The following is a 24721-nucleotide window of genomic DNA, read 5'->3' as shown; positions in this document are numbered from 1 at the left end:
AGCACTGACAGTGATCGTCATGACCGACAGCACGACGGGGGCCGGCGCCACGGTGCGCGTGGCCGAACTGGCCAAGCACTACCAAGGCGGCGACGTGCGGATACCCGCTGTGGCCGGGGTGTCGCTGGAGTTCGCTCCGGGCACCATGACCGCCGTCACCGGCCCCAGCGGGTCCGGCAAGTCCACCCTGCTGCACCTCATCGGCGCGATCGAGGAACCCGACGCGGGCACCATCACCGTCGACGACATGGAGATCACCTCCATGAAGCGCCGCGGGCTCACCGCTTACCGCCGCCGGGTCGGCTTCGTCTTCCAGCGCTACCACCTGCTGCCCGCGCTCACCGCGCTCGACAACGTCATCGCCCCCGTGGTGCCGTACCGGGTGAAGTTCGACAAGGCGGCCCGTGGGCGGGAACTGCTCGCCGCCGTGGGGCTGGCGGGCCGGGAGAACGCGCTGCCCTCGCAGCTGTCCGGCGGGCAGCAGCAGCGCGTCGCCATCGCCCGCGCGCTGATCGGCGCGCCCAGCCTGCTGCTGGCCGACGAGCCCACCGGCAACCTCGACTCGCGCACCGGCACCGAGATCCTCGACCTGCTGGCCGCACTGCGCGCCGAGCACGCCATGACGGTGCTGGTCGCCACGCACGAACAGCACGTCGCCGCCGCCTGCGACCGGCTCATCCGGCTGCGCGACGGCGAGGTCGTGCAGGACGTGTCACTGGCCGGCGGCGAGGAGCCCGAGCAGACGCTGAGCAGGCTGGGCGGCCCCCGCCTGTGATCGTGAAGCTCAGCGGCGGCAGAACGGGTAGACGCGGCCCTCGACCGTGCGTGTCTGTCCGTCCGGCGACTGCACGAAGTAGGTGCTCCCGCGCACCCACGTGCGCTGCCCCGGGCGGACCAGCACCGTCTCGGACAGCTCCATCACGTAGTCGCCGATGGTCAGCACGCTGACCAGCAGCAGGCGATCAGCGACAGCGGGTTCAGTGACGAGCATGTGACTCTCCGGAGGGGGCGGGGAGCGCTCACGTTACCTCCGCGCCCCCACCTGGGGGAAGGGGTGTTCGTCTATACGTGCACCACGCCACACATACGCTCCCCGTCGTGCCAGGTCAGGCCCGTGTTCCGCACCGCGTGCCGGGTGGTGTCGATTCCGGCGGATGCTGTTCGTATGGACAGTGAGCGGCCGCCACGTCACCGGCCGCCGGGACGAGGAGCGCCGCCATGAAGCAGTACCTGCTCAGCATCTACCAGCCCGACGACGGACCACCGCCGCCCGAGGTGCTGGACCCGGTCATGCGGGCGCTGGCCGCGCTGAACGCCGAACTCGACGCCGCCGGCGTGACCGTCTTCCGCAACGGCCTGCTGCCGCCGGAGACCGCCACCGTGGTCCGCGCCAAGGGCGACGACGTCCTGCTCACCGACGGCCCCTACCTGGAGGGCAAGGAGCACGTCGGCGGCTTCTGGATCATCGAGGCGCCGGACCTCGACGCGGCGCTGCACTGGGCGGCCAAGGCGGCCCGCGCGGTCACCCTGCCGATCGAGGTACGCCCCCTGCACTCCGGTGCCTGAGCCGGCCGACGTCGCCGCGGTCTTCCGCGCCGAGTACGGCCGCGCGGTGGCGGTGCTGGTGCGGGCGTTCGGCGACATCGACCTCGCCGAGGAGTCCGTCCAGGACGCGTTCGCCGAAGCGGTGCGGCGCTGGCCCGAGGACGGCGTGCCACCCAGCCCGGCCGGCTGGATCATCACCACCGCCCGCAACCGCGCCGTGGACCGGCTGCGGCGCGAGGCGACCCGGGACGACCGGCACGCCCAGGCCGCGCTGCTGGCGGTCCCGGACCCACCCGCCGAGGAGGGGCCCGTGCCCGACGACCGGCTCCGCCTGATCTTCACCTGCTGCCACCCGGCCCTCGCGGTCACCGCCCAGGTCGCGCTGACCCTACGGCTGCTCGGCGGCCTGAGCACCGCCGAGATCGCGCACGCGTTCCTGGTGCCCGAGGCGACGATGGCGCAGCGGCTGGTCCGCGCCAAGAACAAGATCAAGGGCGCGGGCATCCCGTATCGCGTGCCGCGCGACGCCGACCTGCCCGCGCGCCTGCGCTCCGTGCTCGCCGTGGTCTACCTCGCCTTCAACGAGGGCTACACGGCCAGTTCCGGGGACACGCTGGTGCGCGCCGACCTGTGCCGGGAAGCGATCCGCCTGGGACGCCTGCTCGCCGAGCTGATGCCCGACGAGCCGGAGGCGCTGGGCCTGCTCGCCCTCATGCTGCTCACGGAGTCACGCCGCCCGGCGCGCACCACCGCGACCGGGCAGCTCGTGCCACTGCCCGAACAGGACCGCTCCCGCTGGGACTCCACACTCGTCGCAGAAGGGCTGGCCCTGGTCCACCGGTGCCTGCGGCGGCGGCAGCTCGGCCCGTACCAGCTCCAGGCCGCGATCAGCGCGGTGCACGCCACCGCCCCCGACGCCGCGTCCACCGACTGGCCACGCGTGCTCGCCCTGTACGACCACCTGCTCGCGCTGACCCCCACTCCCGTCGTGGCATTGCACCGGGCGGTCGCCGTGGCCGAAGTGGACGGTCCGGGCCCTGCCCTGGCCCTGCTGGACACGCTGGACCTGGACGGCCACCACGTCTACCACGCCGTCCGCGCGGACCTGCTGCACCGCCTGGGCCGCGACACCGAGGCCGCGCGGGCCTACCGGGCCGCGATCAGCGGCACCGCGAACGAAGCCGAGCGGGCCTTCCTGCAGGGCCGCCACGACGCCCTGGGCCGCTGAGCGCCGCGATCAGCCGCCGCACACCGCGGGCACGCGCTGGTCCTTGCTCGCGCCCTTCACGATCGAGTCCACCACCGTGAACACCTTGCCGTCGTAGTCGGTGCCGGCCGCTCTGACGTCGGTGAGCCGCTTGCTGACGTAGCTCACGTCGGCGCGCATCGCCCCGGCCAGCCGCTGGTCCACCGCGCTCGCCACCCGCCGGGCCAGGTGGTCGCGGTAGTCCGCGAGCGCTTTCTGCAGGTCCGCGAGAACCTGGCGCTTGGCCGGGTCACCGCCGGCGATCCGGCCCTCGACGAGCCCGACGTAGCGCTGCGTCAACGTGACGACCTGCTGGTAGACCTCGCGGCGACCGGTGCAGATCGCTTGGTCGGCCGCGGAGAGTCCGGCGGCCGCGCCCGGAACCGGGCTCTTCGGCCCACCCGGGGCGGCGCTCGACCCGGCAGACGCCGACGGCACGGCCGCGCCGGGAGCGGGCGAACCCGCGACCGCACCCGGGGAGGGCATCGCTCCGGGCCTGGTCGGGTTGCCGCCGCAGGCGGTGGTGGCAAGCAGGGCCGCACCGAGCACGGCCGAGACGAGAAGACGCCGCATGTGTCGCACTCCTGATCCGTACGCGAACTGCGACAGCCTGCCATCTTTCGCGACCGCGGTGGGGGCGGTCCGGCATCGCCTGGATCACATCGATCGGACCGTCGGCCCGACCGCCGCTCGGCCAGGGCGTACGGGGGTACCATACGCACATGGGTCTCATCGCGTCGTTCCGCACGGTCGATGACGCCGCTGCCGTGGCCACCCGCATGTTGTCGGCCGGCGAGCGGCTCAGCCGTGTGTGGCGTTTCGCCCTGACCCAGATGCTCGACGACTACACCAGCGTGCTCCGGCACGACGGTCGGGAGGCTGCCGCTCGGATGTGGCACCAACCGCCCTCGCCCACGGGTGACGCTCGGGTCGACGCGGCGCTGGCCGCGATGGCCGAACATCTCGCACGGCGGGACGGATGGCCGGTCCCCGTCTGGGCCCGCGATCCACGACGTGAGGCACTGCCGTGGTGGTTCGTCACCGACCTGCCGGGTCTGCGCCCGCGGGCCCTGGTCGAGTCGCCCTCGTCCTTCCGCCGACGAGGCGTGTTCATCACCCGCGGTGCGCTGGAGCGGGCATGAGCATCGGACTCGGGCGGGACGACATCCGCGCGTTGCTCGACGATCTCAGCGCCGAACTCGCCGCCCGCGGAGCTCGCGCCGATCTGTTCCTGGTGGGCGGCGCGGCGATCGCGGTGGCGTACGACGACGCCCGGTGTGGTGCAGACCGCGCTGCGTATCGCTCGCGCAGAGTCGGCCTGACGCCACTCGGAAGGTCGCACACGCCCGCCGGTCACCAGCCGCGGGTGCGCCATTCCGGCAGGGCGGGGCGTTCGCGGCCGAGGGTGCTGTCCTTGCCGTGGCCAGGGTAGAACCAGGTGTCGTCCGGCAGCCGGTCGAACAGCTTCGTCTCGACGTCGTGCAGCAGCGAGGCGAACGCCTGCGGGTCCCCCCAGGTGTTGCCGACGCCGCCCGGGAACAGCGAGTCGCCGGTGAACAGGTGCGGGTGCCCGTGCGGGTCGCGGTAGAGCAGCGCGATCGAGCCCGGGGTGTGCCCGACGAGGTGGATGACCGCCAGCTCGGCCTGCCCGACGCGCACGGTCTGTCCTTCCGCGACGGTCTGGGCCTTGACGGGCAGCTCGTCGGCGTCGTCCGGGTGCGCGATCGGCGTCGCGCCGGTGGCCGCAACTACCTCGGCGAGCGCCTGCCAGTGGTCGCCGTGCCGGTGCGTGGTGACCACTGTGGCCAGGCCGGCGTCACCGGCCAGGGCCAGCAGGGTGTCCGCGTCGTTGGCGGCGTCGATCAGCAACTGCTCCCCGGTGGCCCGGCAGCGCAGCAGGTAGGCGTTGTTGTCGTGGGGTCCGACGGACACCTTGCTGATGACGAGGTCGTCGAGTTCGCGTACGTCGGCGGCCGCGCCGCGGCTCACGTCTCCGGTGTAGGGCACCCTCGCAGACTATCGCCGGGCACGGTGTCGCGCCCGGCGGCCGCGGATCAGAACAGGCGGGCCAGGATCAGCGCGAGGGCTTCCTCGGCGTGGCGGCGGGACAGCTCGGCGGCTCGGTCGGCGTCGCGTTTGCGCAGCGCCTCGACCAGTTCCTGGTGCTCGGACTGGGAGGCGACGATCTCGTCGGGGCGGTAGTGCCCGGCGATCTGCTCGTTGAAGTAGTACAGGTGGTTCTGCTCGATGACGCGGGCGAGCCGGGGGTTGTGCGCGGCCTCGACGATCAGGTGGTGGAAGCGGTCGTTGAAGAGCACGAACTCGTCGGCCGGGCCGTCGGCGGACCAGGTGTCGCAGTGTGCCGCGATGGCGGCCAGCTCCGCGTCGCCGGCGCGCTGGCAGGCGAAGCGGGCCGCGAACGACTCCAGCGCCATGCGCACCTCGTAGATTGCCACGATCTCGTCGCGGCCGTGCTGGCGCACGATCCAGCGGCGGCGGTGCGAGACGATCAGCCCGTCGGCGGCCAGGCGCTGCAGGCTCTCCCGGATGGGCGTACGGCTGACCTGGAGCTTCTCCGCGATCACGGCCTCGACCAGCGGCTCGTTGGGGCCGATCTTGCCGAGCACGATCTGGTCGCGCAGCCACCGGTAGACGTTGTCGGACAGCGTGCGGGTGGCGTGCATGGGTTCGGCGGGCAGGTCTTGCGCTGCGGGCACCTGGCCGCCTCCCTCGTCGTGTCGCTTCCGAGCGCCCACAGTAAACGTATCGACGCGACGGCTGCCATGAGTCCATCACCACAGCCACGCTCAGCCTGCCCGATCGGCCCGGTGGTTTCCGCCCCGGTGTCCGGTTCCCGGGAACAGCGGTCTGGATCGATGCCGTCACATGGGGTAGGCTGTCGGCGTGGTTCGCAGGTATTGGCGCTTTACGCTGGCTCTGGGTGGAGCCGGCGGTTCATTGCGCTGACCGCGATTCCACCCAGAGCCAGCAGGGCGAAGACGTCTCGTCTTCGCCCTTTGCCATGTCATGGACGGGCTGGCCTGGGACTTTCCGAGGTGCGGGGCCCGTCCCCCCACGGAACCGGGAGACGCTCCGATGACCCAGACCAACGACGTCCACGTCCTGTCCTTCGAGCCGCTGCAGCCACCGCGCGAACTGCTCACCCAGCTGCCGCTCGGTGACCATCGCGCGGCGCTGGTGGAACGGTCCCGCCAGGAGGTGCGGGAGGTGCTCACCGGCCGCGACGACCGGCTGCTGGTGGTGGTCGGCCCGTGTTCGGTGCACGACACCGAGGCGGCCATGGACTACGCCCGCCGGCTGGCCGAGGCCGCGAAGAAGCACTCCCGCGAGCTGTGTGTGGTGATGCGGGTCTACTTCGAGAAGCCGCGCACCACGATCGGCTGGAAGGGCCTGATCAACGACCCGGGGCTGGACGGGACGTACGACGTGCACCGCGGGCTGCGCACCGCGCGGGCGCTGTTGCTCGACATCCTCGACCTGGGCGTGCCGGTGGGCTGCGAGTTCCTCGACCCGACCAGCCCGCAGTACATCGCCGACGCGGTGACCTGGGGCGCGATCGGGGCCCGGACCATCGAGAGCCAGGTGCACCGCCAGCTCGCCTCCGGCCTGTCCATGCCGGTCGGTTTCAAGAACACCACCGACGGCGGTGTGCAGGGCGCGATCGACGCCTGCGAGGTCGGCCGTAACAGCCACGTCTTCTTCGGCGTGGACCACGACGGCCGGGCCGCGATCGTCACCACCACCGGCAACGAGGACTGCCACGTGATCCTGCGCGGCGGCCGCAGCGGCCCGAACTACGGCCCCGAGTCGGTGGCCGCGACGCTGGCCATGACCGAGAAGGCCGGGATGAAGCACCGCCTGGTCATCGACGCGAGCCACGGCAACAGCGGCAAGAGCCACGAGCGCCAGGCCGTCGTCTCCGACGAGATCGCGGCGCAGATCGCGGGCGGCCAGGCCGGCATCGCGGGCGTGATGCTGGAGAGCTTCATCGTCGCGGGCCGCCAGGACCTCGACTCCGGGCAGCCGCTGACCTACGGCCAGAGCGTCACCGACGCCTGCATGAGCTGGGAGACCACCGAACACGCCCTGGCCACCCTGGCCCAGGCCGTCACCGCCCGCCGCACCGCCGCCTGACCCCGGCCACGCTGCCAAGATCGCCGTTTCCGGTCGGAACCTCGGGCCACACCGCAGGTTCCGCCCGGAAACGGCGATCTTCGTCTGCGGTACGCCGCTCCCGGTGCCAAGGTCGCCGTTTGGCGGCCGGGACGCCGGGGCGCGACGGATGATGGGGCCGGGAAAGGCGATCGCACGGAGGCACGTGGTGGACATTCCCGAGGTCAGGCACCGGTTCGCCGACGTCGGCGGCGTACGGGTGTTCTACCGCGAGGCCGGTGAACCCGGCGCGTCGACGCTGCTGCTCCTGCACGGGTTTCCCAGCTCGTCGGCGCAGTTCCGGCGGCTGATCGACGCGCTCGGCGGGCGCTTCCACGTCGTCGCGCCGGACCTGCCGGGATTCGGGCAGACCGAGGCTCCTGCGGGCTTCGCGTACACCTTCGAGCGGCTGGCCGACGTGGTCGAAGCCTTCGTGGAGCGGCTCGGCCTGCGCCGGTTCACGCCGTACGTCTTCGACTACGGCGGGCCGGTCGGCATGCGCCTGGCCGCCCGGCATCCGGAGTGGATCGCGGGCCTGATCGTGCAGAACGCCAACGCGTACGACGAAGGCCTGTCCGACCTGGCCCGGGACCTGGTCGCACACCGGCCCGGCGCGCCCGGCGCGCGGGAGGCGGTCGCCGAGATCCTGGTGCTGCCGGTGACCCGGGGCCAATACGAGGGCGGCACGAGCGACGCCGAGCTGATCGCTCCCGACGGCTGGACGCTCGACCAGCACTACCTGGACCTGCCCGGCCGCCGCGACGCCCAGATCGACCTGCTGCTGGACTACCACACCAACGTCGCGCTGTACCCGGACTGGCAGCGCTGGCTGCGCGAACACCGGCCGCCGACCCTGGTGCTGTGGGGCGCCGGCGACGCGTTCTTCACCGTCCCGGGCGCGGAAGCCTACCTGCGCGATCTGCCCGAGGCCGAGCTGCATCTGTTCCCGACCGGGCACTTCGCGCTGGAGGAGTGCCTGCCCGAGATGGCTCCGCTGATCGCCGCGTTCCTGGACCGGATCGGGTGACGGCGGCTCCGTCCGCCTGAGCCCGCCGGTCGGCGTACGCCGCTAGATTGGCAGGCATGCTCGATCACCTGTCGATCCAGGTCGCCGACGTCGAGGCGGCCGCGTACTTCTACGACACCGTGCTGGAGCCGCTCGGCGGCCGGCGTCTGCTGGAGTTCGGCGACGTCATCGGCTACGGCGTCGACCGGCCGGTGTTCTGGCTCGGCCCGGTCACGACCGACGGCTCGGCGCGCGAGGCGCACATCGCCTTCGTCGCCGCCGACCGCGCGGCGGTCACCGCGTTCTTCGCGGCAGCCGTGGGAACCGGGGCGGAGGTGCTGCACGAGCCGCGGGTGTGGCCCGAGTACCACGAGAACTACTTCGGCGCGTTCGTGCGCGACCGTGACGGCAACAACGTCGAGGCGGTCTGCCACCTGCCGGGATGATCAGGGCTCGCGGCGTGCCGCCAGCACTCCCTTGATCCCGAGCACGCCGACGGTGGTGCCGATGGCCAGCGACGCCCCGATCAGCAGCGCGTGCACCCAGAGGAAGCTCGTCGGTGAGCCGTCGCCGGACACGCCGGTCGACCAGGCCCGCGGGTCGTCCCAGATCGCGAGGGCGAACCGCGGCCAGATCAGCCAGGTCCACACGCCGACCCCGATCAGGAACAGCGACCAGCCGCGCGACAACCTCATAACCGGCGAGTATGCCAGTCAGCGGTCGTACGGCCGCACCGAGACCGGGCGCTCGAAGAACGTCTCCAGCGCCACGATGGTCTGCGTGCCGGTCACCCCCGGCACCGCGAAGATCTGCTTGAGCACCGACTGGAGCTCCTCGGTCGTCGAGGTCCGGATCTTCGTGAGCACCGACGCGGCGCCCGCGGTGATGTGCGCCTCCTGGATCTGCGGGATCGCGCGCAGGGCGGCAGCGGTCGTCGCGTCGCCCATCCACTCGTTCGCCTCGATCAGCACGAACGCCAGCACGCCGCGCCCGGCCGCGTGCGGGTCGACGTCGATCGTGGTGCTCCGGATGACGCCCCGTTCCCGCAGCTTGCGCACCCGGTCATGGGCGGCGGCGCCGGACAGGCCCACCGCGAGCCCGAGCGCCGCGTACGGCCGGGTCGCGTCGGCCTGCAGCAGCGCGATCAGCGTACGGTCGATCTCGTCCACGTCAACTCCCGACAACCTTTGACAGAACCTTGTTAGGCGATGTTAGCTTTTCGCCGAATGAAGTTCAGCATGGGAGGCACATCGTGAGTGCTTTGCTCGCCACCGACACCATCCCCGCCCAGCTCGTGACCCTCGACCCGCGCTTCGACTGCAACGGCGACGAGCGGGTGCAGCGGCTGTTCACCGGCGCGCGCTGGCTGGAGGGCCCGGTCTACCACCCGGCCGGGCGCTACCTGCTGTGCAGCGACATCCCCAACGACCGCATCCTGCGCTGGGACGAGACCACCGGCACCGTCGGCGTCTTCCGGCAGCCCGCCGGGCACACCAACGGGCACACCCTCGACGGGCAGGGCCGGCTGGTCAGCTGCGAGCAGGGCAACCGGCGGGTCACCCGCACCGAGCACGACGGCACCGTCACCGTGCTCGCCGACAACTGGCAGGGCAAGCGCCTCAACAGCCCCAACGACGTGGTGCTCCACTCGGACGGCTCGGTCTGGTTCACCGACCCGCCCTACGGCATCACCAGCGACTACGAGGGCAACCGGGGCGACAGCGAGATCGGCGCGTGCCACGTGTACCGCGTCGTGCCCGGCAGGCAGCCGGAGGCGGTGGTGCTGGACGCCGAGCGGCCCAACGGGCTCGCCTTCTCCCCCGACGAGCAGCGGCTCTACCTGGCCGACACCCGCCGCAAGCACATCCGGGTCTTCGACGTCACCGCCGAGGGCGGCCTGACCGGCGGCGAGGTGCTGGCCGAATGCGACGCGGGCTCGTTCGACGGGCTGCGCGTGGACGACCGGGGCATGATCTGGGCCGCGGCCCACGACGGGGTGCACTGCTACCACCCCGACGGCACCCGGCTCGGCCGCATCCTGCTCCCCGAGATCGTGTCCAACCTGGTCTTCGGCGGCCCGAAACGCAACCTGCTCTTCATGACCGCGACGACCTCGGTGTACGTGATCAGGCTGACCGTGAACGGTGCCCGCCCGCCGTGGGCTACCCGCTGAATCCCGGCTGGGCGTTGACCGCCGCGCGGCTGCGCACGATGGCCAGCACCGCCGACTCGACCTGCTCGATCGGCTGCTCCGGGTTGAACACCAGCCAGTCCAGCGCCACCACCAGGCACACGCCGAACAGCGCCGAAGCGGACAGGCGCACGTCGAGGTCCGCGGCGAAGTCGCCGCTGTCCACGCCCGCCTGCACCGTCTCGGCGATGACCGTGATCGCCTCCTCGCGCAGCAGGCGCAGCGTCTGCTGCCAGTCCCGCTGGGTGCGCCACATCTCCGACAGCAGCAGCTGCGCGAACGACCGGTAGCGCTGGATGAAGGCCAGCTCGGCGCGGACCAGCGCGGCCATCGCGTCGACCGGCGGCCGCCCCGCGACGGCCGCCGTGAAGTCGGCCGTCAGCAGGCCCACGCCATACCGCAGCAGCTCCTCGAACAGCACGCTCTTGGAGGCGAAGTTGTAGTAGACGGTGCCCTTGGCCACCCCGGCCCGCTCCGCGATCTGGTCCACCGTCGTATCGGAGAACCCCTGCTCCGCGATCAGCGCCATCGTCGCCTCGAACAGTTTCTGCCGAGTAGCGTCCCGCCGCGCACTCCGCCCGTCCACGCCGCACCTCCCCGTCATCCCGGCCCGCAGTCCCATCATGGTCGTCCCAGGGAGGTCACATGGTGAGGGCGGGGTGGAGTTTGTCGGGGGTGAGGCGGCGGGCGCGGGAGGCGGTCAGGGTGGTGAGGGTCAGGGCGAGCGCGGCGACGCCGAGCAGGACGGCGACGCCGGTGACGACGGTCGCGGTGGAGCCGCCGAGGACGAGGCGGCGCAGGCCGTCGACGACGTAGGTCATCGGCAGGTACGGGTGGATCGCCTGGAAGAAGCCGGGGCTGGTGGCCACGGGGTAGGTGCCGCCGGAGCCGGTGAGCTGGAGCATCAGCAGGATCAGGGCGACCAGGCGACCGGCCGAGCCCAGGGCCGCGCCGAGCAGCTGCAGCACGGCGGTGAAGGCGAGCATCGTGGACAGCAGGTAGCCGTACATGCCCCAGGGGTGCGCGGGGTCCAGGCCCAGCGCGAGGAGCAGCACGGCGTACAGCACGGTGCTCTGGGCGAAGCCGATCGCGACCGCGGGCCGCCAGCCGGCCAGCGCGACCCGCCAGGCCGGCGCGCCGGTCATCAGGTGCCGCCGGGTCACGGGCCGCAGCAGCATGTACGTCAGCATCGCGCCCACCCACAGCGCCAGCGCCACGAAGTACGGCGCGAACCCGGCCCCGTAGGCGGCCGCCGCGTGCCACACGTCGCGTTCCAGGGTCACCGGCGCGGCCAGCACCCCGGCCCGCTGCGCCCGGGTGTCCGCGTCGTAGCCGGGCACCTGCGCCGCCCCGTCGGCCAGCCCGTCGCCGAGCTTGCGGGCCCCGTCGTCGAGCCGGGCGAGTCCGTCGGCCAGCTCCCCCGCGCCGCCGGAGAGCCGGACCAGTCCCCCGTCGAGCTGCCGCGCCCCGGTGGACAGCCGGTACAGGCCGCCGTGCAGCGACTTCGCGCCGGTGGCCGCGTCGGCGATGCCGCCGTGCAGCCGGTCCGCGCCGGTGGACAGCGTGGCCAGGCCCGTGGCCAGCTCGTCGACGCTGCGCCGCGCCGCGGCGACGTCGTCGGCCAGGTGCGGGGCGGCCTGCGCCACGGCACGGGCGGCCTTCGCGACCTCGGTCAGCTGCGCCTTGACCTGCGGCAGTCCGGCACTGTCGAGCCGGTGCGCCAGGTCCCGCGCGGTGTCGGCCGCGGCCGTCGCGGCCCGCCGGGCGGCGGTGAACGCCGGGTCGTCGGCGAGTTCGGGGTGCGCCTGGGCGAGCGCGTCCAGCGCCGTGACGACCTCCGCGGTACGCCGTACCGCCTGGTCCGCGAGTTGCGGCAGCGCGTCCAGATGTGCGGCGAGCGCGTCGGCCGCCGCCGCGACGGCGTTCGCGCCGTGCTCGATGGTGTCCGCGTGCTCGCGCAGCACCGGTTCGACCCGGTCGGCGACCCCGTCCACGGTGGAGGCGAGCTTCGCCCCGCCCGCGGCGGCCCGTGCCGCCCCGTCGGCGAGCTGCGCCGAGCCCGCCTCCAGGGTGGCCAGTCCCCCGGCCAGCTCGCGCGAGCCGGACTCGGCCTGTGCCATCCCGGCGGCGAGCGTGCCCGCCCCGGTCTGTGCACTGTGCGCGCCGTCGGCCAGCGCGTCCGCGCCGTCCCTCGCGTCGCCCGCACCGCCGGCCAGCTCACCCGCGCCGTCGGCGGCGTCGCCGAGCGCCGACTTCACGTCGCTGAAGCCGATCAGCATGCCGTCGAAGTACTTCGCCGCCGCCGACTCGGCCGCGGCCGCCCGGATCTCGGTGAACGCGCTGCGGGCCAGCATCCCGGAGATGTAGTTGACCCCGTCGTCGCTGACCACGGTGAGCTGCCCGGCCCGCGCCGTCGCCGCCGGATCGGGCCCGGTGACCAGCGCCGCCGAGAAGTCCGCCGGGATGCGCAGCATCAGCTGGTAGGTCCCGTCGCGCAGCCCGTCCGCCGCCCGTGCCGCGTCCACCCGCTGCCACCCGAAGACCTGCCGCTGCTCCAGCTCCTCGGCCAGGTCCCGCCCGGCGTGCACCGGCCCGCCATCCGGATCACTGGCGGTCCGGTCCTCCACCACCAGCGCCACCGGGATCCGGTGCATGTTGCCGTACGGATCCCAGAACGCCCACAGGTACAGCGCCCCGTACAGCAGCGGCACCAGCGTCAGCACCACGAGCGCGGCCCGCGTCATCCGATGCCGCCGGAACCGCCGCAACTCCAGCCTGCCCAGACTCACCGCCCCACCCCCACCTGCGAAAGGAAGGGCACCTTCACATCGCTCCGCGATGTAGAAGGTGCCCTTCCCAACAACAGCGGCGCAGAGATGCTGGTCAGAGTGCCGCGCGAAGCGTCGTCGCGGTGCGGGCCGCCATCGCCGAGGGCACCGCCGGCGACCGGGGCGGGCAGCAGTTCGGCGCCGCCGGTCCGAGCGCCTTGCGGGACGCGAGCGCCCACGGCGGCGGTGTCGCGGCAGACGGCGACGACCGCGCGGCCCGTGGCGTCCAGCTCGCTGAGCAGGGTCTGCGTCTCGGACGGGGTCAGGCCCACGTCGATGTCGTCGATGAGCAGCACGGCGGGGTCCTCCAGCAGGGCGAGCTTGATCATCAGGCGGTGCCGGTCGAGCGGGGACAGGTCGCGGACCAGGCCGTCGGACTCTTCGGCGAGCACGGGGTGGCGGCTGCGGCGGTGCCAGGGCCGGGCCCGGCCGAGCAGGCGCAGCCGTTCGCCGACGTGCTCGGCGACGGTGAGCGCGGGTTCGGGCTCGTTGACGCCGGGAACCAGGCCGAACGCCGTACGCCCAGGGGTCAGCACCCCGTGCGTGGTGCGGAACCGGCCGCCGAGCGCGAGCAGCGCGCTGGTCCGCCCGCCACCCGCGGGGCCGGTCAGCGTGACCAGTTCACCGGCGTGGACCGCCAGGTCGAGATCGCGGAAGACCCACCCCCGGCGGGTACGCAGTCCGAGCCCCTCGGCCCGCAGCAGTGCCGGCTCCACGCCGCCCCCAAAGTATTTGAACTGACCGGTCGGTCTAAATACTCGCTCACGATGCGGCGAGAGCGGTAGTGAGGGTGAGCCGTCTCACCGACTACGATCCAGAGGTGATCTCGGCAGAGCCAATGATCTTCCGTACCGCGAGCTTCCAGGACCTGGACGCCGCGACCCTCTACGCCCTGCTGAAGCTGCGGGTCGACGTGTTCGTCGTGGAGCAGTCCTGCCCCTACCCGGAGCTGGACGGCCGCGACGGCGAGCCCGGCACTCGGCACCTCTGGTACGAGGTGGACCGCAAGCCGGTCGCCTACCTGCGCATGCTCGAAGACGCCGAGCCGGGCGGCCCGGTGTGCCGCATCGGCCGCGTGGTGACCGCCCCTGAGGCACGCGGCGACGGCCTGGCCGGGCAGTTGCTCACGGCCGCGCTGGCCGCGGTCGGCGACCGCCCCGCGGTGCTGGACGCGCAGTCGCACCTGGCGAAGTTCTACGCCAAGTACGGCTTCGCCGCCAGCGGCCCCGAGTTCCTGGAAGACGGCATCCCGCACGTGCCCATGCGCCGCGGCTGAGGCCGGTCAGGCGGAGGCGGCGACCACCGCGGTCGAACCGCGCACGACCAGCTCGGGGTCGAACAGGTACTCGTCCGGGGCGACCTCGCCGCCGTCCACCTGCGACACCAGCATGGCCACCGCGGCCGTGCCCATCGCGCCGATGGGCTGGCGCACCGTGGTCAGCGGCGGGTCCGTGCACGCCATGAAGAGCGAGTCGTCGTATCCGACCACGCTGATGTCCTCCGGAACGCGCAGCCCCATCCGGCGCACCGCGCGCACCGCGCCCAGCGCGAACACGTCGGAGGCGCAGACCAGCCCGGTCACGCCCTCCTTGATCAGGCGTACCGCCGCGGCCTGCGCCGCCTCCATGGAGTAGATGGTGCGCGCGACCGGCGGGTTCTTCTGCCCGGTGCGCTTGCGGAACGCGGCGAGCTTGCGTGCCGACGGCACGTGGTCGACCGGCCCGAGCAGCAGCCCGATCTTCGTATGCCCCAGCGACGAGAGGTGTCCGTAGGCCTGATCGACCGCGACCGCGTCGTCGGCCGCCACGACCGGGAAGCCCAGTCCGTCTATGGCCGCGTTCACCAGCACCACGGGCAGGCCGCGCTGGCGCAGCCGGTGGTAGTGCTCGTGCTCGGCGTCGGCCTGGGCGTACAGCCCACCCGCGAAGATCACGCCGGAGACCTGCTGCTCCATCATGATGTCGACGTACGCCGACTCGGCCACGCCCTCCTCGGTGCGGGTGCACAGCACCGGGGTGAAGCCCCGCTGTGCCAGCGCCCCGGCCACGATCTCGGCGAACGCCGGGAAGATCGGGTTTTGGAGTTCGGGCAGCACCAGGCCGACCAGGCGGGCGCGTTCCCCGCGCAGCTTGGTGGGGCGCTCGTAGCCGAGCACGTCCAGGGCGGTCAGCACCGCGGTGCGGGTCGCTTCGGAGATGCCGGGCTTGCCGTTGAGCACGCGGCTCACCGTCGCCTCGCTCACCCCCACGTACTTCGCCACTTCGGCGAGTCTGCGCGTCACGCCGGTCACTGTAACCGGTCGGCCGCGTGCCGGTTGCCGGGCGAACCGGTAAACCGGATCACGCTTCGGCCAGGGCCGACCCTCCTGGCGGCGTTAGGAAGGGCACCTTCACATCGCTCCGCGATGTAGAAGGTGCCCTTCCTTTCACTCGACCGGTGGAGAGGGCCGCTCACCCTCTCCACCGGGGTCCGGGGTGGTTACGAGGCGTAGACCTCGTATTCCGAGAGCTGGCCGGCCGGCCAGCCCGTGTTGCCGGTGAAGCTCAGGCGCAGGTAGCGCTGGCTGGTCGCCGGGAAGGTGATGGTCACGGTGTTGGCCGAGGACGGGTTGAAGACGTAGCCGGCCGAGGCCTTGACCGTGGTGAAGGAGGAGCCGTTGGTGCTGCCGAGGACCGACAGGGTCTGGGTCCGGGTGGCCCAGGCCGCCGCCGGGGGCAGCTTGAGCACCACGCGGGAGACCGAGGTCGTCGCGCCGAGGTCCACCGTGATGGTCTGCGGCCAGGCGTTGTTCAGCGACTCCCAGTACGAGTTGGCGTTGCCGTCGACCGCGTTGCCCGCGCCGTACACGTCGGCGTGGCCGCTCTCGGTCACCGGGCGGTTCAGCGCCAGGTTGGTGTTGGCGACGACGCCGTTGCCGGACAGGTTGACCGTGTGCGGGCTGCCGGCGGCGTTGCTGGTGAAGCTGACCGTGCCGGAGCGGGCCCCGGACGCGGTCGGCGTGAACGTCACCGAGATGGTGCAGGACGCGCCCGCCGCCAGCGAGGAGCCGCAGGTGGTGGTACGGGCGTAGTCGCCGGACACGGTCACCGAACCGAGCGTCGCCGCCGCCGTGCCGGTGTTGGTCACCGTCACCGACTGCGCGCCGCTGGTGCTGCCGACCGTCTGGTTCGCGAACGACAGGCTGGCGGCGGACAGACCGATGGCCGGGGTCTGCGGGGGCGGGGTGCCGTTGCCGTACACCTCGAACTCGCTGAACTGCGCGGCCGGCCAGCCGGTGTTGCCGGTGACCGTCACCCGGACGTAGCGGCGCGACCCGGCGGTGAAGTTGATCGTCGCGCTGTTGCCGGTGGCCGGGTTGAACGGGTAGCCGGCCGAGCCCGCCAGGCTGCTGAAGGTCGAGCCGTCCGTCGAGCCCAGCACCTGCAGGGTCTCCGTGCGGGTGCCCCACGAGGGCGGCAGCTTCAGCACGACCTGGTTGACGTTGACACTCGCGCCCAGGTCGACCGTGATCGACTGCGGGAAGGCGTTGTTGCTGCTCTCCCAGTACGTGTTCACGTCGCCGTCGACCGCGTTGCCCGACCCGTACGACTGGGTCTGGCTGGTCTGCGTCGTCGGGCGGCCCGCGGCGAGGTTGCCGTTGGGGTTGAAGCCCGAGCCGGTCAGGTTCACCACGTGCGGGTTGCCCTGCGCGTTGCTGCCCACGGACAGCTGCCCGTTGCGGGTGCCGGTCGCGGTCGGCGTGAACGTCACCGAGATGGTGCAGCTCGCGCCGGGGGCCAGCGACGAGCCGCAGGTCGTGGTCCGGGCGAAGTCACCGCTGACGGCGACGCCGCTCAGGCTGACCGCGACCGAACCCGGGTTGCTCACCGTGACCGTCTGCGCGGCGCTGGTGGTGCCCACGTTCTGCGTGCCGAAGACCAGGTTCGACGTGCTCAGGCTCAGCTGCGCCGAGGGCGGCGGAGGCGAGCTGGGCGGCGGCGGGCTGTTGCTCGGCGGGGTGGTGCCGCCGGTCCAGACCGGGGTCGGCCAGATGCCGGTGCAGGCGGGCGGGTTGGCGTACCAGCCGGAGTTGGCGCCCACCTGGGTGATCTGGAACGACGGGCCCACACAGTTGTGGATGGGGTTGCTCTGCGCGATGCCGGACGCGGTCACGTTCTCGAAAGTGGCCTGGCCCTGCGACTGCACCTGCAGCGCGTACGTGCCCGCGCCGATGATGCGCACGTTCTTGAAGTGGATGCCGGTCGCGCCGCCCTCGATCCAGTGCAGCGCCGCGTAGGAGCTGTCCAGGATGTCGGTGTCAGTGATGTTGATGGTTGCGCCGCTGATCGGCTCGTTGAGGCCGGAGAACCAGATCGCGCCGACGCCGAAGTTCCAGTTGTAGTCGGAGTTTCCGGTGCGGATCAGGGTGTTGCGGGCGATGGTGAAGGTGCCCGCCACGGCGGTGCCGGATCCGGAGTTGACGCCCGGGTAGCGGTTGCCGATGTGGATGCCGCCACCGTTGGTGATGCTGTCCGCCACTACGTTGTCGGTGATCTTGATGTCCCGGCCGCCGTACGACACGAGGTGGTTGGCCAGGATCGTCACGCCGATCGTGTTGAACGAGAACGTGTTGTTGACGTTCGGGATGCGGTCGGGCCACATGGCCAGGGCGTCGTCACCGGTGTTGCGCACGAACGTGTTGGTGACCGTCGAGTTGGTGACGCCGGTGTGGAAGTTCACGCCGTCGGCGGTCTGGTCCAGGATCACGCTGTTGCGGATGGTGAAGTTGTCCATCGGGCCGTCCATCCAGGCCCCGACCTTCGTGTGCTGCATCCACACGCTGTCGACCACCGAGTTGGTCATGGCCCCGCCCATGGCGTTGACCTGGTCGTCGTCGACCCGCTCGCGGATGTCGCCGATGATGGCGAAGTCCTTGAGGGTGACGTTGCGGCTCGGGCCGCCGGCCTCGTGCGAGCGCACCGCGCCGGTGTAGCCGCCGCCGGCGACGTACTTGCCGTAGACGCCGACCGCGCGGTTGCGCTGGGTCGGGTGGCGGCCGGTGAGCACCGAGTGCCACATGCCCGCGCCCTGCAGGGTCACCCCGTCGACCACGATGTGGTCCCAGACGGTGTACGTGCCCGCGGGGATCCAGACGACCCGGCCCTGCGCCTTGCCCGCGTCCACCGCGGCCTGGAACTTGGCCGTGTTGTCGGCCGTGCCGCCGGTCGGGTCCGCGCCGAAGTCGGCCACCACGTCGATCGCGTTGGCGGGCTTGGACTTCGGGCCGCCGACCAGCTCGAAGTCGGCCAGGTCGATGGTGAAGCTCGGCGACTGCGCGGTCGAGTTCACCTGCAGCCGGATCTTCGTGCCGATCGGGTACGTGCTGCCGAGCAGGCTGCGCTGCTCGTCGTAGAAGTGGTGCGGGTTGGTGTCGCCCGGGTTGTTGTTGAACGGGTAGCCGCCGTAGTACCAGCCGTACTTGGAGGTCACCGGGACGCTCTTCAGGAAGTTCCCGTTGACCCGCAGGTCGATGGTGGCGTCGCGGCCGGTGCCCGCGGCGTTGTCCGGCAGGCTGTACCGGAAGTTGATCGAGTCGGCGGGCGCGGTGAGGGTGAACTCGACGTACTCGCCGACGGCGTCGAGGGTGACGGCCTGCCGGCCGGACGCCTCTGAGGCGAGCTGGCCGTAGTAGCGGGTGTGCGCCAGGACCGTGCCGTTGGTCGGCTGGTCCTCGGCCTCGAACTCCTTGAACCCGACGGTCGCGCCGCGCCCGGCGATCGAGAACGGGGAGATCGAGGCGACCGGGGCCAGGTCGGGGCCGGCGGTGCCGAATGAGGTGACCGCGACCAGCGCCACACCGGCCAGCAGCGAGCTGGCGGCCGCGGCGGCCAGCCCGGTGCGGCGGCGGGGCGCCGGTACGCGGTCCGTCGGTGCGGGAGGGGTGCTGTGCTCGTTCATTGCCTGTTGCTGCCTTCCGGTGGGGACGGGGTGACCGGAGCGGAGTGCGGCGGCGCGATTCGGGACAGACGCGCCGCCACGGCCGTGGGCGATGCTGAGCTGCGGGCTCCTTCCACCCGCATCCGAGGGGTCAGGCGGGGCGGATCCAGACCGCGGTGTCCGCGGGCAGGCGGTTGCCGTCGAGCGGTCCGCTGGCGACGAGGACCTGCGCGTACGCGGGCACGTCGACAGCGGCGTCGGAGAGGTTGACCACGCAGATCAGGTCGAGGCCGTCCGGGCCGGGCCGGCGGAACGCCAGCACCTGCGGGTCGCTGTCCAGCCACGACATCGGGCCGTCGCCGAGCGCGGGCTCGCTGTGGCGCAGGCTCAGGCTGCGGCGGTACAGCTCCAGCATCGAGCCCGGGTCACCGGTCTGCGCCTCGGCGGTGTACGCCTTCCACGCCGCCGGCTGGGGCAGCCACGGCTTGTTCGCCGCGCCGTCGGGACTGAACCCGAACGGGGCCTCGGCTCCCGACCAGGGCAGCGGCACCCGGCAGCCGTCACGGCCCGGGTCGACGCCCGCGGTGCGGTGCCACATCGGGTCCTGCATCAACTCCGCCGGGATGTCCTCGACCTCCCACAGGCCCAGCTCCTCGCCCTGGTAGAGGTACGCCGAGCCGGGCAGCGCCAGCGCCAGCATGATCGCGGCGCGCGCCCGGCGGGTGCCCAGCTCCAGGTCCACCGGGGTGTCGTGGGTGCGCCCCTTGAAGCTGAACGAGGTGTCGGCCCGGCCGTACCGGCTGACGTGGCGGGTCACGTCGTGGTTGGACAGCACCCAGGTCGCCGGGGCATCCACCGGGGCGTGCGAGCGCAGCGTGTCGTCGATGACGTCGCGCAGCAGCGCCGCGTCCCAGGGCGAGCACAGGAAGTTCATGTTGAACGCGGTGTGCATCTCGTCCGGGCGCAGGTAGTTGGTGAACCGCTGCACGTCGGGCATCCACACCTCACCGATCAGCGCGCGGCCGCCGTACTCGTCGGCGATGCGCCGCCAGGCCCGGTACACGTCGTGCACCTCGTCGAGGTCCTCGAACGGGTGCCGCTCGGTGGTGCCGACCTCTGGCAGGTTCGGGTCCTTGATCAGCAGACCGGCGGAATCGATGCGGATGCCGTCGGCGCCGAGGTCGAACCAGAAGCGCAGCACGTTCTCGTGCTCCTCGCGCACCGCCGGGTGGTCCCAGTTCCAGTCGGGCTGCGCGCCGTCGAACAGGTGCAGGTACCACTCGCCGTCGGCGACCCGGGTCCAGGTGCCGCCGCCGAAGTTCGAGGTCCAGTCGGTCGGCGGCAGCTCACCGTGCTCGCCCTTGCCGGGGCGGAACCAGAACAGCTCCCGCTCCGGCGAGCCGGGGCCCGCCGCCAGCGCCGCCTGGAACCACGGGTGCTGGTCCGAGCAGTGGTTGGGCACCACGTCGACGATGACGCGGATGCCCAGCGCGTGGGCCTCGCGGATCATCTCCTCGCACTCGGCCAGGTCACCGAAGATCGGGTCGATGTTGCGGTAGTCGCTGACGTCGTACCCGCCGTCGGCCTGGGGCGAGACGTAGAAGGGGTTGAACCAGATGGCGTCGATGCCCAGGTCCCTCAGGTACGGCAGATGCGCCCGGACACCGGCCAGGTCGCCGACGCCGTCGCCGTTGCCGTCGGCGAAGCTGCGGACGTACACCTGGTAGATGGCGGCATCGCGCCACCAGGCGTCGGTCGCCGAGCGCACCCCCTGCGGCGCGGGGGCTCCGATGTCAACCACGAGATACCTGCTTCCTTTTACGGAACACGAACTGGACGTGTGGGGCACGGCGGGCGGGCCCGCGTTGCGGGCCCGCGGCCGGCTACTCCTTGAGACCGCCGGCGGTCAGGCCGGACATGATGCTGCGCTGGAAGATCAGGAAGAACACGATGGTCGGGATCGCGGCGATGACGGCCGCGGCGACGACCACGTTCTGCGGCGTGCCGCCGGAGAAGGCGTAGATGCCGACGCTGATGGTGCGGGTCTCCGGCGAGGGCATGACCAGCTTCGGCCAGAGGAAGTCCTTCCACACCGCGGTCACCGCGAAGATCGAGACCACGCCGAGGATCGGCCGGGAGATCGGCAGCACGATCGACCAGAGGGTGCGCATCGAGCCCGCGCCGTCCATCCGCGCCGCCGACATCAGGTCCTCGGGGATGGAGTCGAAGAACCGCTTCAGCAGGAAGATGTTGAACGCGTTCGCCACCGCGGGCAGCCAGATCGCGAACGGCGAGTCGATCAGGCTGAGCTCCGTGAACGGGATCGGCATGTCGATCACCGTCACGTACTGCGGGATGATCAGCACCATCGCCGGGATCATCAGCGTCGCCAGCATCAGGCCGAGGATCAGGTTGCCCAGCTTCGGCCGCAGCTTCGACAGCGCGTACGCCGCCGCCGTGTCCAGCACGAGCTGGAACACCAGCGCGCCGATCGCGTAGTAGAAGGTGTTGAACAGCAGCTTGGCCAGGTCCAGCCGGTTCCACGCCTCGGCGTAGTTGCCCGGCTGCGGATCCGACGGCCACAGCGTCGGCGGCGTCTGCGCCAGCTCGGGGCTGGACTTCAGCGCGCCGGTGACCATCCAGTACAGCGGCCCGATGAAGCAGAGCGTGAACAGGATGACCACGGTGATGAGCAGGGTCCAGTAGATCGTCTTGCCGCGGCCCCGCTGGAGCTGCGCGAAGGAGATCAGTGACCGGGTCTCGGATTGCTGCGCCATGACTCGTTCCCCTAGTCCTGTTTCGCGTTCAGGCGGGCGTACACGGCGGAGAAGCCGATCAGCGCCACGAGCATGATCACGCCGAGCGCCGCCGCGCCGTTGAGGTCGTTCTGGAAGAAGCCGTGCTGGTAGATGAGGTACACGACCGAGGTGGCCGAGTCCTCCGAGCCCGCGCCGTTGGCCAGGATCAGCGGCTCGATGAACAGCTGCATGGTCGCGACGACCTGGAGCATCGCCATCAGCGACAGGATCAGCCTGGTCTGCGGGATCGTCACGTTGGTGATGCGCCGCCACAGGCCGGCGCCGTCGAGCTCGGCGGCCTCGTACAGCTCGCCCGGAATGTTCTGCAGCGCGGCCAGGTAGATCAGCACCGCGCCGCCCATGTTCATCCAGGTCGAGGCGAGCACCATGGCGGGCATCGTCATGTCCGTCGACTGCATCCACTGCGACGTGGGCAGCCCGACCGCCTTCAGGATCGAGTTGAACAGGCCCGCGTCGCTGGGGTCGTAGGCGAGGTACTTGAACAGGAACAGCGCCGAGGCCGGGGGCAGCATCACCGGCAGGTAGATCAGGATGCGCAGGTAGCCCTTGGCGTGCCGGAACTCGTTGAGCAGCACCGCCAGGAAGAAGGGGACCGCGTAGCCGGCGATCAGGGCGAGCACCGTGAAGTACAGGGTGTTCTGCCAGGCCGTCCAGAAGCTCGGGTCGTTGATGATCCGCTCGTAGTTGTCCCAGCCGACCCAGGTGGTCTCGCCGGCGCGGGTGCGCTGGAAGCTCATCACCACGCCGCGGATCATCGGGTACCAGGAGAAGAACGCGAAGCAGATGACCGCGCCGATCAGGAACGCGTAGCCGGTGAGGTTGTCCTTGATACGGCGGTTGCGCCGGGCGCGTCGCGGATCGACGGGTGCTGGCGCTTGGCTGCCGACGTCGATGCCGGCGCCCGGAACGGTGGCGATCGCCATGTCATCACTCCAGAGGGAAGGTGCGGGGTCAGGTCCGCGCGAGGACGGGGAGCCGGCGGTCGTGCCCGGCTCCCCGTCCCTGCATCACTTGGCGGCCTGAGCGAGGAGCTGGTTGACCTTGTCCTCGGCCTTCTTGAGCTCGGCGTCGACGCTCGCGTTCGGGTTCGTCAGGATCGCCGACATGGCACCGTCGAGGATCGCGTAGATGCCCTGCGCGTTGGCCGGCTCGAACTTGATCGTCACCGGGTTGTTCTCGAAGGCGGCGAAGTCGTCCGGCGCGATGTTGCCGTTCGCCTTGCGCAGGTCGAACTCGGACTTCTGCGACGCGCTGGCCGGGGTGAACAGCTGCGGCTGCGGCAGACCGACCTGCTCGCCCTGAGCCTTGGCGCGGGCGTAGTCGAACTGGCCCTTGCCCGGGGTGAGCTTCTGGAAGGCGAGCCACTTCAGACCGGCCTTGACCTGGTCGTCGGTCAGGCCCTTCTTGAAGAAGTAGCCCTCACCGCCACCGAGGGTGCCCTTGGCGGGGCCGTCCTGGCCCGGCATCGGGCCCATCGCCCAGTCCTCGTACTTGCCCTGGAACTGGGTGACGATCGCGGTGGTCGCGTCCGGCGCGCCGACGAACATGCCGACCTTGCCGGCGCCCGCGATGGTCAGCAGGTCGCCCCAGCCGAGCAGCTGGCGGGCGCCCATGCTGTTGTCGCCGTAGCGCATGTCCTTGAGGTTCTGCAGAACCTTCTTGCCCATGTCGTTGTTGAAGTCGGCCTTCTTGCCGTCGGCCGTCACCAGGGAGCCGCCCTGCGAGTACAGCTCGGCGGTGAAGTGCCAGCCGCCGGTGTTGCCGGAGCTGTACTCGCCGAAACCGGCGATGCCGTCACCGAGCGCCGAGATCTTCTTGGCGGCCTCGCGCACCTCGGCCCAGGTCTTCGGCGGGCTCTTCGGGTCCAGACCGGCCTTGGTGAACAGGGTCTTGTTGTAGACCAGGCCCATCGAGTAGTTCTTGGTCGGGATGCCCCAGACCTTGCCGTCCTTGGTGAACGTGGTCTTGGCGTCGCCGAGCACGTCGTCCCAGGTCGGGAGGTTCTCCTTGGTGGCGAAGGCGGTGATGTCCATCGCCTGGCCGGAGTCGATGACCTGCTGCACGTCGGTCATGTAGCCGTAGAACACGTCGGTCATCGAGCCGCCCTGCAGGCGGGCGGTGAAGTCCGGCGGGTTGGCGCACTGGGTGCCGACCGAAACACTCTTGATCTTGATGCTGGGGTTGGCCGCCTCGAACGCCTTGACGTCGTCGTTCCACGCCTGCAGCAGGTTCTTCTGCGCGCCGACCGGCTGGCAGTCGACCGTGATGATGGTCTTGCCGGCAGCATCCGTGGAGTCGTCGCTCTTGGTGGAGCAGGCCGCGAGGCCCAGTCCCAGGCCGGTCGCGAGCGCGATCGCCGCGACCTTCCGGAAGTGCGGTACGGACATCTGTCCATCCCTTCGGGAAACAGTTCTTGATCTACGGAGCCGCGAGGACGGATCGCCGCGGCGGCGTCTTGTTGTTGCGCTGACTTCCGTGTGACCTGCCTCGCATTTTCCAAGGTCAGGCTTAGGTGAAGTCACTGTAGCGTTGGCGACTCATGTCCGCAAGGTGTCGAGATAGTTACGCAATTTTTTGACGTAACGCTGTCGCACGCGAGCCAACGTCTGCGCTGCAAGGGATACCTGTGGTGTGCTTCACAGGACATGTGTCGATACCGTTTCGCAATCTGGCTCGCACACGGTCACATCTTTGCGGTCGCTTGTGCGCGATGATCGAGATCAGATGGGAAACGTGCAGCTCAAACCCGCAAAACCAGCAGCCGCAGCACCCGGCGCGGTCGATTCGGGCCCTACCAGGGACGGGCAGCGCCCGCCGAACATCGACAACGGCCGACCGCGGTCACGTTTACGCAACGTTTCAACCCCCACCACCCACCGGGCTGGGCCCGACCCGGCTTCGGCACGACGGGCGACGGGCGGCGTGCCCTGCCGCAACTCTTAAAGAGTCGCGGCCTGCGGGTGCCGGTGATGGCGCAACTCTTTAAGAGTTGCGAAC

General features: G+C 71.1%; 24 protein-coding genes. 9 read left to right on the top strand and 15 right to left on the bottom strand.

Annotated features, from left to right (window positions below; translation table 11 throughout):
• Positions 1 to 19: 19 nt before the first annotated feature.
• Positions 20 to 775: an ABC transporter ATP-binding protein gene (locus ACFQO7_RS27725; RefSeq protein ID WP_376809125.1), complete on the top strand. Its 756-nt coding sequence runs from the start codon at positions 20 to 22 to the stop codon at positions 773 to 775.
• A gap of 9 nt (positions 776 to 784) precedes the next feature.
• On the opposite strand, the gene ACFQO7_RS27720 is transcribed toward ACFQO7_RS27725, so the two are convergent.
• Positions 785 to 991 carry a hypothetical protein gene (locus ACFQO7_RS27720; protein ID WP_203692689.1) on the bottom strand — a complete coding sequence of 69 codons (207 nt, stop codon included), beginning with the start codon at positions 989 to 991 and terminating at the stop codon, positions 785 to 787.
• A 227-nt stretch (positions 992 to 1218) separates the two neighbouring features.
• Here ACFQO7_RS27720 and ACFQO7_RS27715 point away from each other — a divergent pair, with 227 nt between their 5' ends.
• Both ACFQO7_RS27715 and ACFQO7_RS27710 read left to right on the top strand, forming a co-directional pair.
• The gene (locus tag ACFQO7_RS27715) at positions 1219 to 1566 is read left to right on the top strand and encodes a YciI family protein (protein WP_376809124.1); all 348 of its coding nucleotides are present in this window, start codon (positions 1219 to 1221) and stop codon (positions 1564 to 1566) included.
• The gene (locus tag ACFQO7_RS27710) at positions 1559 to 2773 is read left to right on the top strand and encodes an RNA polymerase sigma factor (RefSeq protein WP_376809123.1); all 1215 of its coding nucleotides are present in this window, start codon (positions 1559 to 1561) and stop codon (positions 2771 to 2773) included. Before ACFQO7_RS27715 ends, ACFQO7_RS27710 begins: the two co-directional genes overlap by 8 nt.
• A 9-nt stretch (positions 2774 to 2782) precedes the next feature.
• On the opposite strand, the gene ACFQO7_RS27705 is transcribed toward ACFQO7_RS27710, so the two are convergent.
• The gene (locus ACFQO7_RS27705) at positions 2783 to 3364 is read right to left on the bottom strand and encodes a hypothetical protein (RefSeq protein ID WP_376809122.1); all 582 of its coding nucleotides are present in this window, start codon (positions 3362 to 3364) and stop codon (positions 2783 to 2785) included.
• A 149-nt stretch (positions 3365 to 3513) separates the two neighbouring features.
• Between ACFQO7_RS27705 and ACFQO7_RS27700 the strand changes: the two genes are divergently transcribed.
• Entirely contained in the window at positions 3514 to 3933 is a 420-nt protein-coding gene (locus ACFQO7_RS27700) for a hypothetical protein (protein WP_376809121.1), read from the top strand.
• A gap of 211 nt (positions 3934 to 4144) precedes the next feature.
• On the opposite strand, the gene ACFQO7_RS27695 is transcribed toward ACFQO7_RS27700, so the two are convergent.
• Both ACFQO7_RS27695 and ACFQO7_RS27690 read right to left on the bottom strand, forming a co-directional pair.
• A complete protein-coding gene (locus ACFQO7_RS27695; protein ID WP_376809120.1) occupies positions 4145 to 4798 on the bottom strand; it encodes an MBL fold metallo-hydrolase in 654 nt (217 codons plus the stop codon).
• A 47-nt stretch (positions 4799 to 4845) separates the two neighbouring features.
• Entirely contained in the window at positions 4846 to 5508 is a 663-nt protein-coding gene (locus ACFQO7_RS27690) for a GntR family transcriptional regulator (protein ID WP_360529789.1), read from the bottom strand.
• A 379-nt stretch (positions 5509 to 5887) separates the two neighbouring features.
• On the opposite strand from ACFQO7_RS27690, the gene ACFQO7_RS27685 reads away from it, so the two are divergent.
• The 3 genes from ACFQO7_RS27685 (at position 5888) to ACFQO7_RS27675 (ending at position 8416) form a co-directional block, all read left to right on the top strand.
• Positions 5888 to 6946, top strand: coding sequence for a 3-deoxy-7-phosphoheptulonate synthase (locus ACFQO7_RS27685; protein WP_376809119.1), 1059 nt, complete (start codon positions 5888 to 5890; stop codon positions 6944 to 6946).
• A gap of 187 nt (positions 6947 to 7133) precedes the next feature.
• Positions 7134 to 7991, top strand: coding sequence for an alpha/beta fold hydrolase (locus tag ACFQO7_RS27680; protein WP_376809118.1), 858 nt, complete (start codon positions 7134 to 7136; stop codon positions 7989 to 7991).
• A gap of 56 nt (positions 7992 to 8047) precedes the next feature.
• Positions 8048 to 8416 carry a VOC family protein gene (locus ACFQO7_RS27675; protein ID WP_376809117.1) on the top strand — a complete coding sequence of 123 codons (369 nt, stop codon included), beginning with the start codon at positions 8048 to 8050 and terminating at the stop codon, positions 8414 to 8416.
• Here ACFQO7_RS27675 and ACFQO7_RS27670 read toward each other — a convergent pair whose 3' ends face one another.
• Together ACFQO7_RS27670 and ACFQO7_RS27665 are read right to left on the bottom strand one after the other, a co-directional pair.
• Positions 8417 to 8665 carry an SCO4848 family membrane protein gene (locus ACFQO7_RS27670; RefSeq protein WP_376809116.1) on the bottom strand — a complete coding sequence of 83 codons (249 nt, stop codon included), beginning with the start codon at positions 8663 to 8665 and terminating at the stop codon, positions 8417 to 8419.
• An 18-nt stretch (positions 8666 to 8683) separates the two neighbouring features.
• Positions 8684 to 9139, bottom strand: coding sequence for an Lrp/AsnC family transcriptional regulator (locus tag ACFQO7_RS27665; RefSeq protein WP_376809115.1), 456 nt, complete (start codon positions 9137 to 9139; stop codon positions 8684 to 8686).
• Positions 9140 to 9231: 92 nt separating this feature from the next.
• On the opposite strand from ACFQO7_RS27665, the gene ACFQO7_RS27660 reads away from it, so the two are divergent.
• Positions 9232 to 10143, top strand: coding sequence for an SMP-30/gluconolactonase/LRE family protein (locus ACFQO7_RS27660; protein WP_376809166.1), 912 nt, complete (start codon positions 9232 to 9234; stop codon positions 10141 to 10143).
• On the opposite strand, the gene ACFQO7_RS27655 is transcribed toward ACFQO7_RS27660, so the two are convergent.
• From ACFQO7_RS27655 to ACFQO7_RS27645, 3 genes are read right to left on the bottom strand one after another with little or no spacing between them, the layout of a single operon-like run.
• The gene (locus ACFQO7_RS27655) at positions 10133 to 10747 is read right to left on the bottom strand and encodes a TetR/AcrR family transcriptional regulator (protein WP_376809114.1); all 615 of its coding nucleotides are present in this window, start codon (positions 10745 to 10747) and stop codon (positions 10133 to 10135) included. The two genes, ACFQO7_RS27660 and ACFQO7_RS27655, sit on opposite strands and share 11 nt — an antisense overlap.
• A gap of 55 nt (positions 10748 to 10802) precedes the next feature.
• Positions 10803 to 12950 carry a YhgE/Pip family protein gene (locus ACFQO7_RS27650; protein ID WP_376809113.1) on the bottom strand — a complete coding sequence of 716 codons (2148 nt, stop codon included), beginning with the start codon at positions 12948 to 12950 and terminating at the stop codon, positions 10803 to 10805.
• Positions 12947 to 13705: an ATP-binding cassette domain-containing protein gene (locus ACFQO7_RS27645; protein ID WP_376809112.1), complete on the bottom strand. Its 759-nt coding sequence runs from the start codon at positions 13703 to 13705 to the stop codon at positions 12947 to 12949. Before ACFQO7_RS27645 ends, ACFQO7_RS27650 begins: the two co-directional genes overlap by 4 nt.
• Before the next feature lie 122 nt (positions 13706 to 13827).
• On the opposite strand from ACFQO7_RS27645, the gene ACFQO7_RS27640 reads away from it, so the two are divergent.
• Positions 13828 to 14265 carry a GNAT family N-acetyltransferase gene (locus tag ACFQO7_RS27640; RefSeq protein WP_360530203.1) on the top strand — a complete coding sequence of 146 codons (438 nt, stop codon included), beginning with the start codon at positions 13828 to 13830 and terminating at the stop codon, positions 14263 to 14265.
• Between the two features lie 6 nt (positions 14266 to 14271).
• On the opposite strand, the gene ACFQO7_RS27635 is transcribed toward ACFQO7_RS27640, so the two are convergent.
• The 6 genes from ACFQO7_RS27635 to ACFQO7_RS27610 all read right to left on the bottom strand — a co-directional run bounded on the left by ACFQO7_RS27635 (position 14272) and on the right by ACFQO7_RS27610 (position 24111).
• Positions 14272 to 15270 carry a LacI family DNA-binding transcriptional regulator gene (locus ACFQO7_RS27635; RefSeq protein WP_191837633.1) on the bottom strand — a complete coding sequence of 333 codons (999 nt, stop codon included), beginning with the start codon at positions 15268 to 15270 and terminating at the stop codon, positions 14272 to 14274.
• A gap of 197 nt (positions 15271 to 15467) precedes the next feature.
• Complete coding sequence (locus tag ACFQO7_RS27630) at positions 15468 to 18926, bottom strand: galactose-binding domain-containing protein (protein WP_376809111.1); 3459 nt, start codon at positions 18924 to 18926, stop codon at positions 15468 to 15470.
• Between the two features lie 130 nt (positions 18927 to 19056).
• Positions 19057 to 20706 carry a glycoside hydrolase family 13 protein gene (locus ACFQO7_RS27625; RefSeq protein WP_376809110.1) on the bottom strand — a complete coding sequence of 550 codons (1650 nt, stop codon included), beginning with the start codon at positions 20704 to 20706 and terminating at the stop codon, positions 19057 to 19059.
• Positions 20707 to 20788: 82 nt separating this feature from the next.
• A complete protein-coding gene (locus ACFQO7_RS27620) occupies positions 20789 to 21682 on the bottom strand; it encodes a carbohydrate ABC transporter permease (protein ID WP_360529824.1) in 894 nt (297 codons plus the stop codon).
• 11 nt (positions 21683 to 21693) lie between these two features.
• A complete protein-coding gene (locus ACFQO7_RS27615; RefSeq protein ID WP_360529827.1) occupies positions 21694 to 22647 on the bottom strand; it encodes a carbohydrate ABC transporter permease in 954 nt (317 codons plus the stop codon).
• A gap of 84 nt (positions 22648 to 22731) precedes the next feature.
• Positions 22732 to 24111: an ABC transporter substrate-binding protein gene (locus tag ACFQO7_RS27610; protein ID WP_376809109.1), complete on the bottom strand. Its 1380-nt coding sequence runs from the start codon at positions 24109 to 24111 to the stop codon at positions 22732 to 22734.
• Positions 24112 to 24721: the final 610 nt, after the last annotated feature.

Origin of the sequence: Catellatospora aurea (assembly GCF_042663325.1) — a bacterium.
GTDB lineage: Bacteria > Actinomycetota > Actinomycetes > Mycobacteriales > Micromonosporaceae > Catellatospora > Catellatospora aurea.
Note: the sequence above shows the minus strand (reverse complement) of the source record. Positions and strands in the feature narration are given on the sequence as shown.

Bases quoted from the DNA above. Each gene is read 5' to 3' on its own strand.
- ACFQO7_RS27725 (WP_376809125.1), top strand. From the start codon at position 20: ATGACCGACAGCACGACGGGGGCCGGCGCCACGGTGCGCGTGGCCGAA.
- ACFQO7_RS27720 (WP_203692689.1), bottom strand. From the start codon at position 991: ATGCTCGTCACTGAACCCGCTGTCGCTGATCGCCTGCTGCTGGTCAGC.
- ACFQO7_RS27715 (WP_376809124.1), top strand. From the start codon at position 1,219: ATGAAGCAGTACCTGCTCAGCATCTACCAGCCCGACGACGGACCACCG.
- ACFQO7_RS27705 (WP_376809122.1), bottom strand. From the start codon at position 3,364: ATGCGGCGTCTTCTCGTCTCGGCCGTGCTCGGTGCGGCCCTGCTTGCC.
- ACFQO7_RS27700 (WP_376809121.1), top strand. From the start codon at position 3,514: ATGGGTCTCATCGCGTCGTTCCGCACGGTCGATGACGCCGCTGCCGTG.
- ACFQO7_RS27685 (WP_376809119.1), top strand. From the start codon at position 5,888: ATGACCCAGACCAACGACGTCCACGTCCTGTCCTTCGAGCCGCTGCAG.
- ACFQO7_RS27675 (WP_376809117.1), top strand. From the start codon at position 8,048: ATGCTCGATCACCTGTCGATCCAGGTCGCCGACGTCGAGGCGGCCGCG.
- ACFQO7_RS27670 (WP_376809116.1), bottom strand. From the start codon at position 8,665: ATGAGGTTGTCGCGCGGCTGGTCGCTGTTCCTGATCGGGGTCGGCGTG.
- ACFQO7_RS27640 (WP_360530203.1), top strand. From the start codon at position 13,828: ATGATCTTCCGTACCGCGAGCTTCCAGGACCTGGACGCCGCGACCCTC.
- ACFQO7_RS27630 (WP_376809111.1), bottom strand. From the start codon at position 18,926: ATGAACGAGCACAGCACCCCTCCCGCACCGACGGACCGCGTACCGGCG.
- ACFQO7_RS27620 (WP_360529824.1), bottom strand. From the start codon at position 21,682: ATGGCGCAGCAATCCGAGACCCGGTCACTGATCTCCTTCGCGCAGCTC.
- ACFQO7_RS27615 (WP_360529827.1), bottom strand. From the start codon at position 22,647: ATGGCGATCGCCACCGTTCCGGGCGCCGGCATCGACGTCGGCAGCCAA.
- ACFQO7_RS27610 (WP_376809109.1), bottom strand. From the start codon at position 24,111: ATGTCCGTACCGCACTTCCGGAAGGTCGCGGCGATCGCGCTCGCGACC.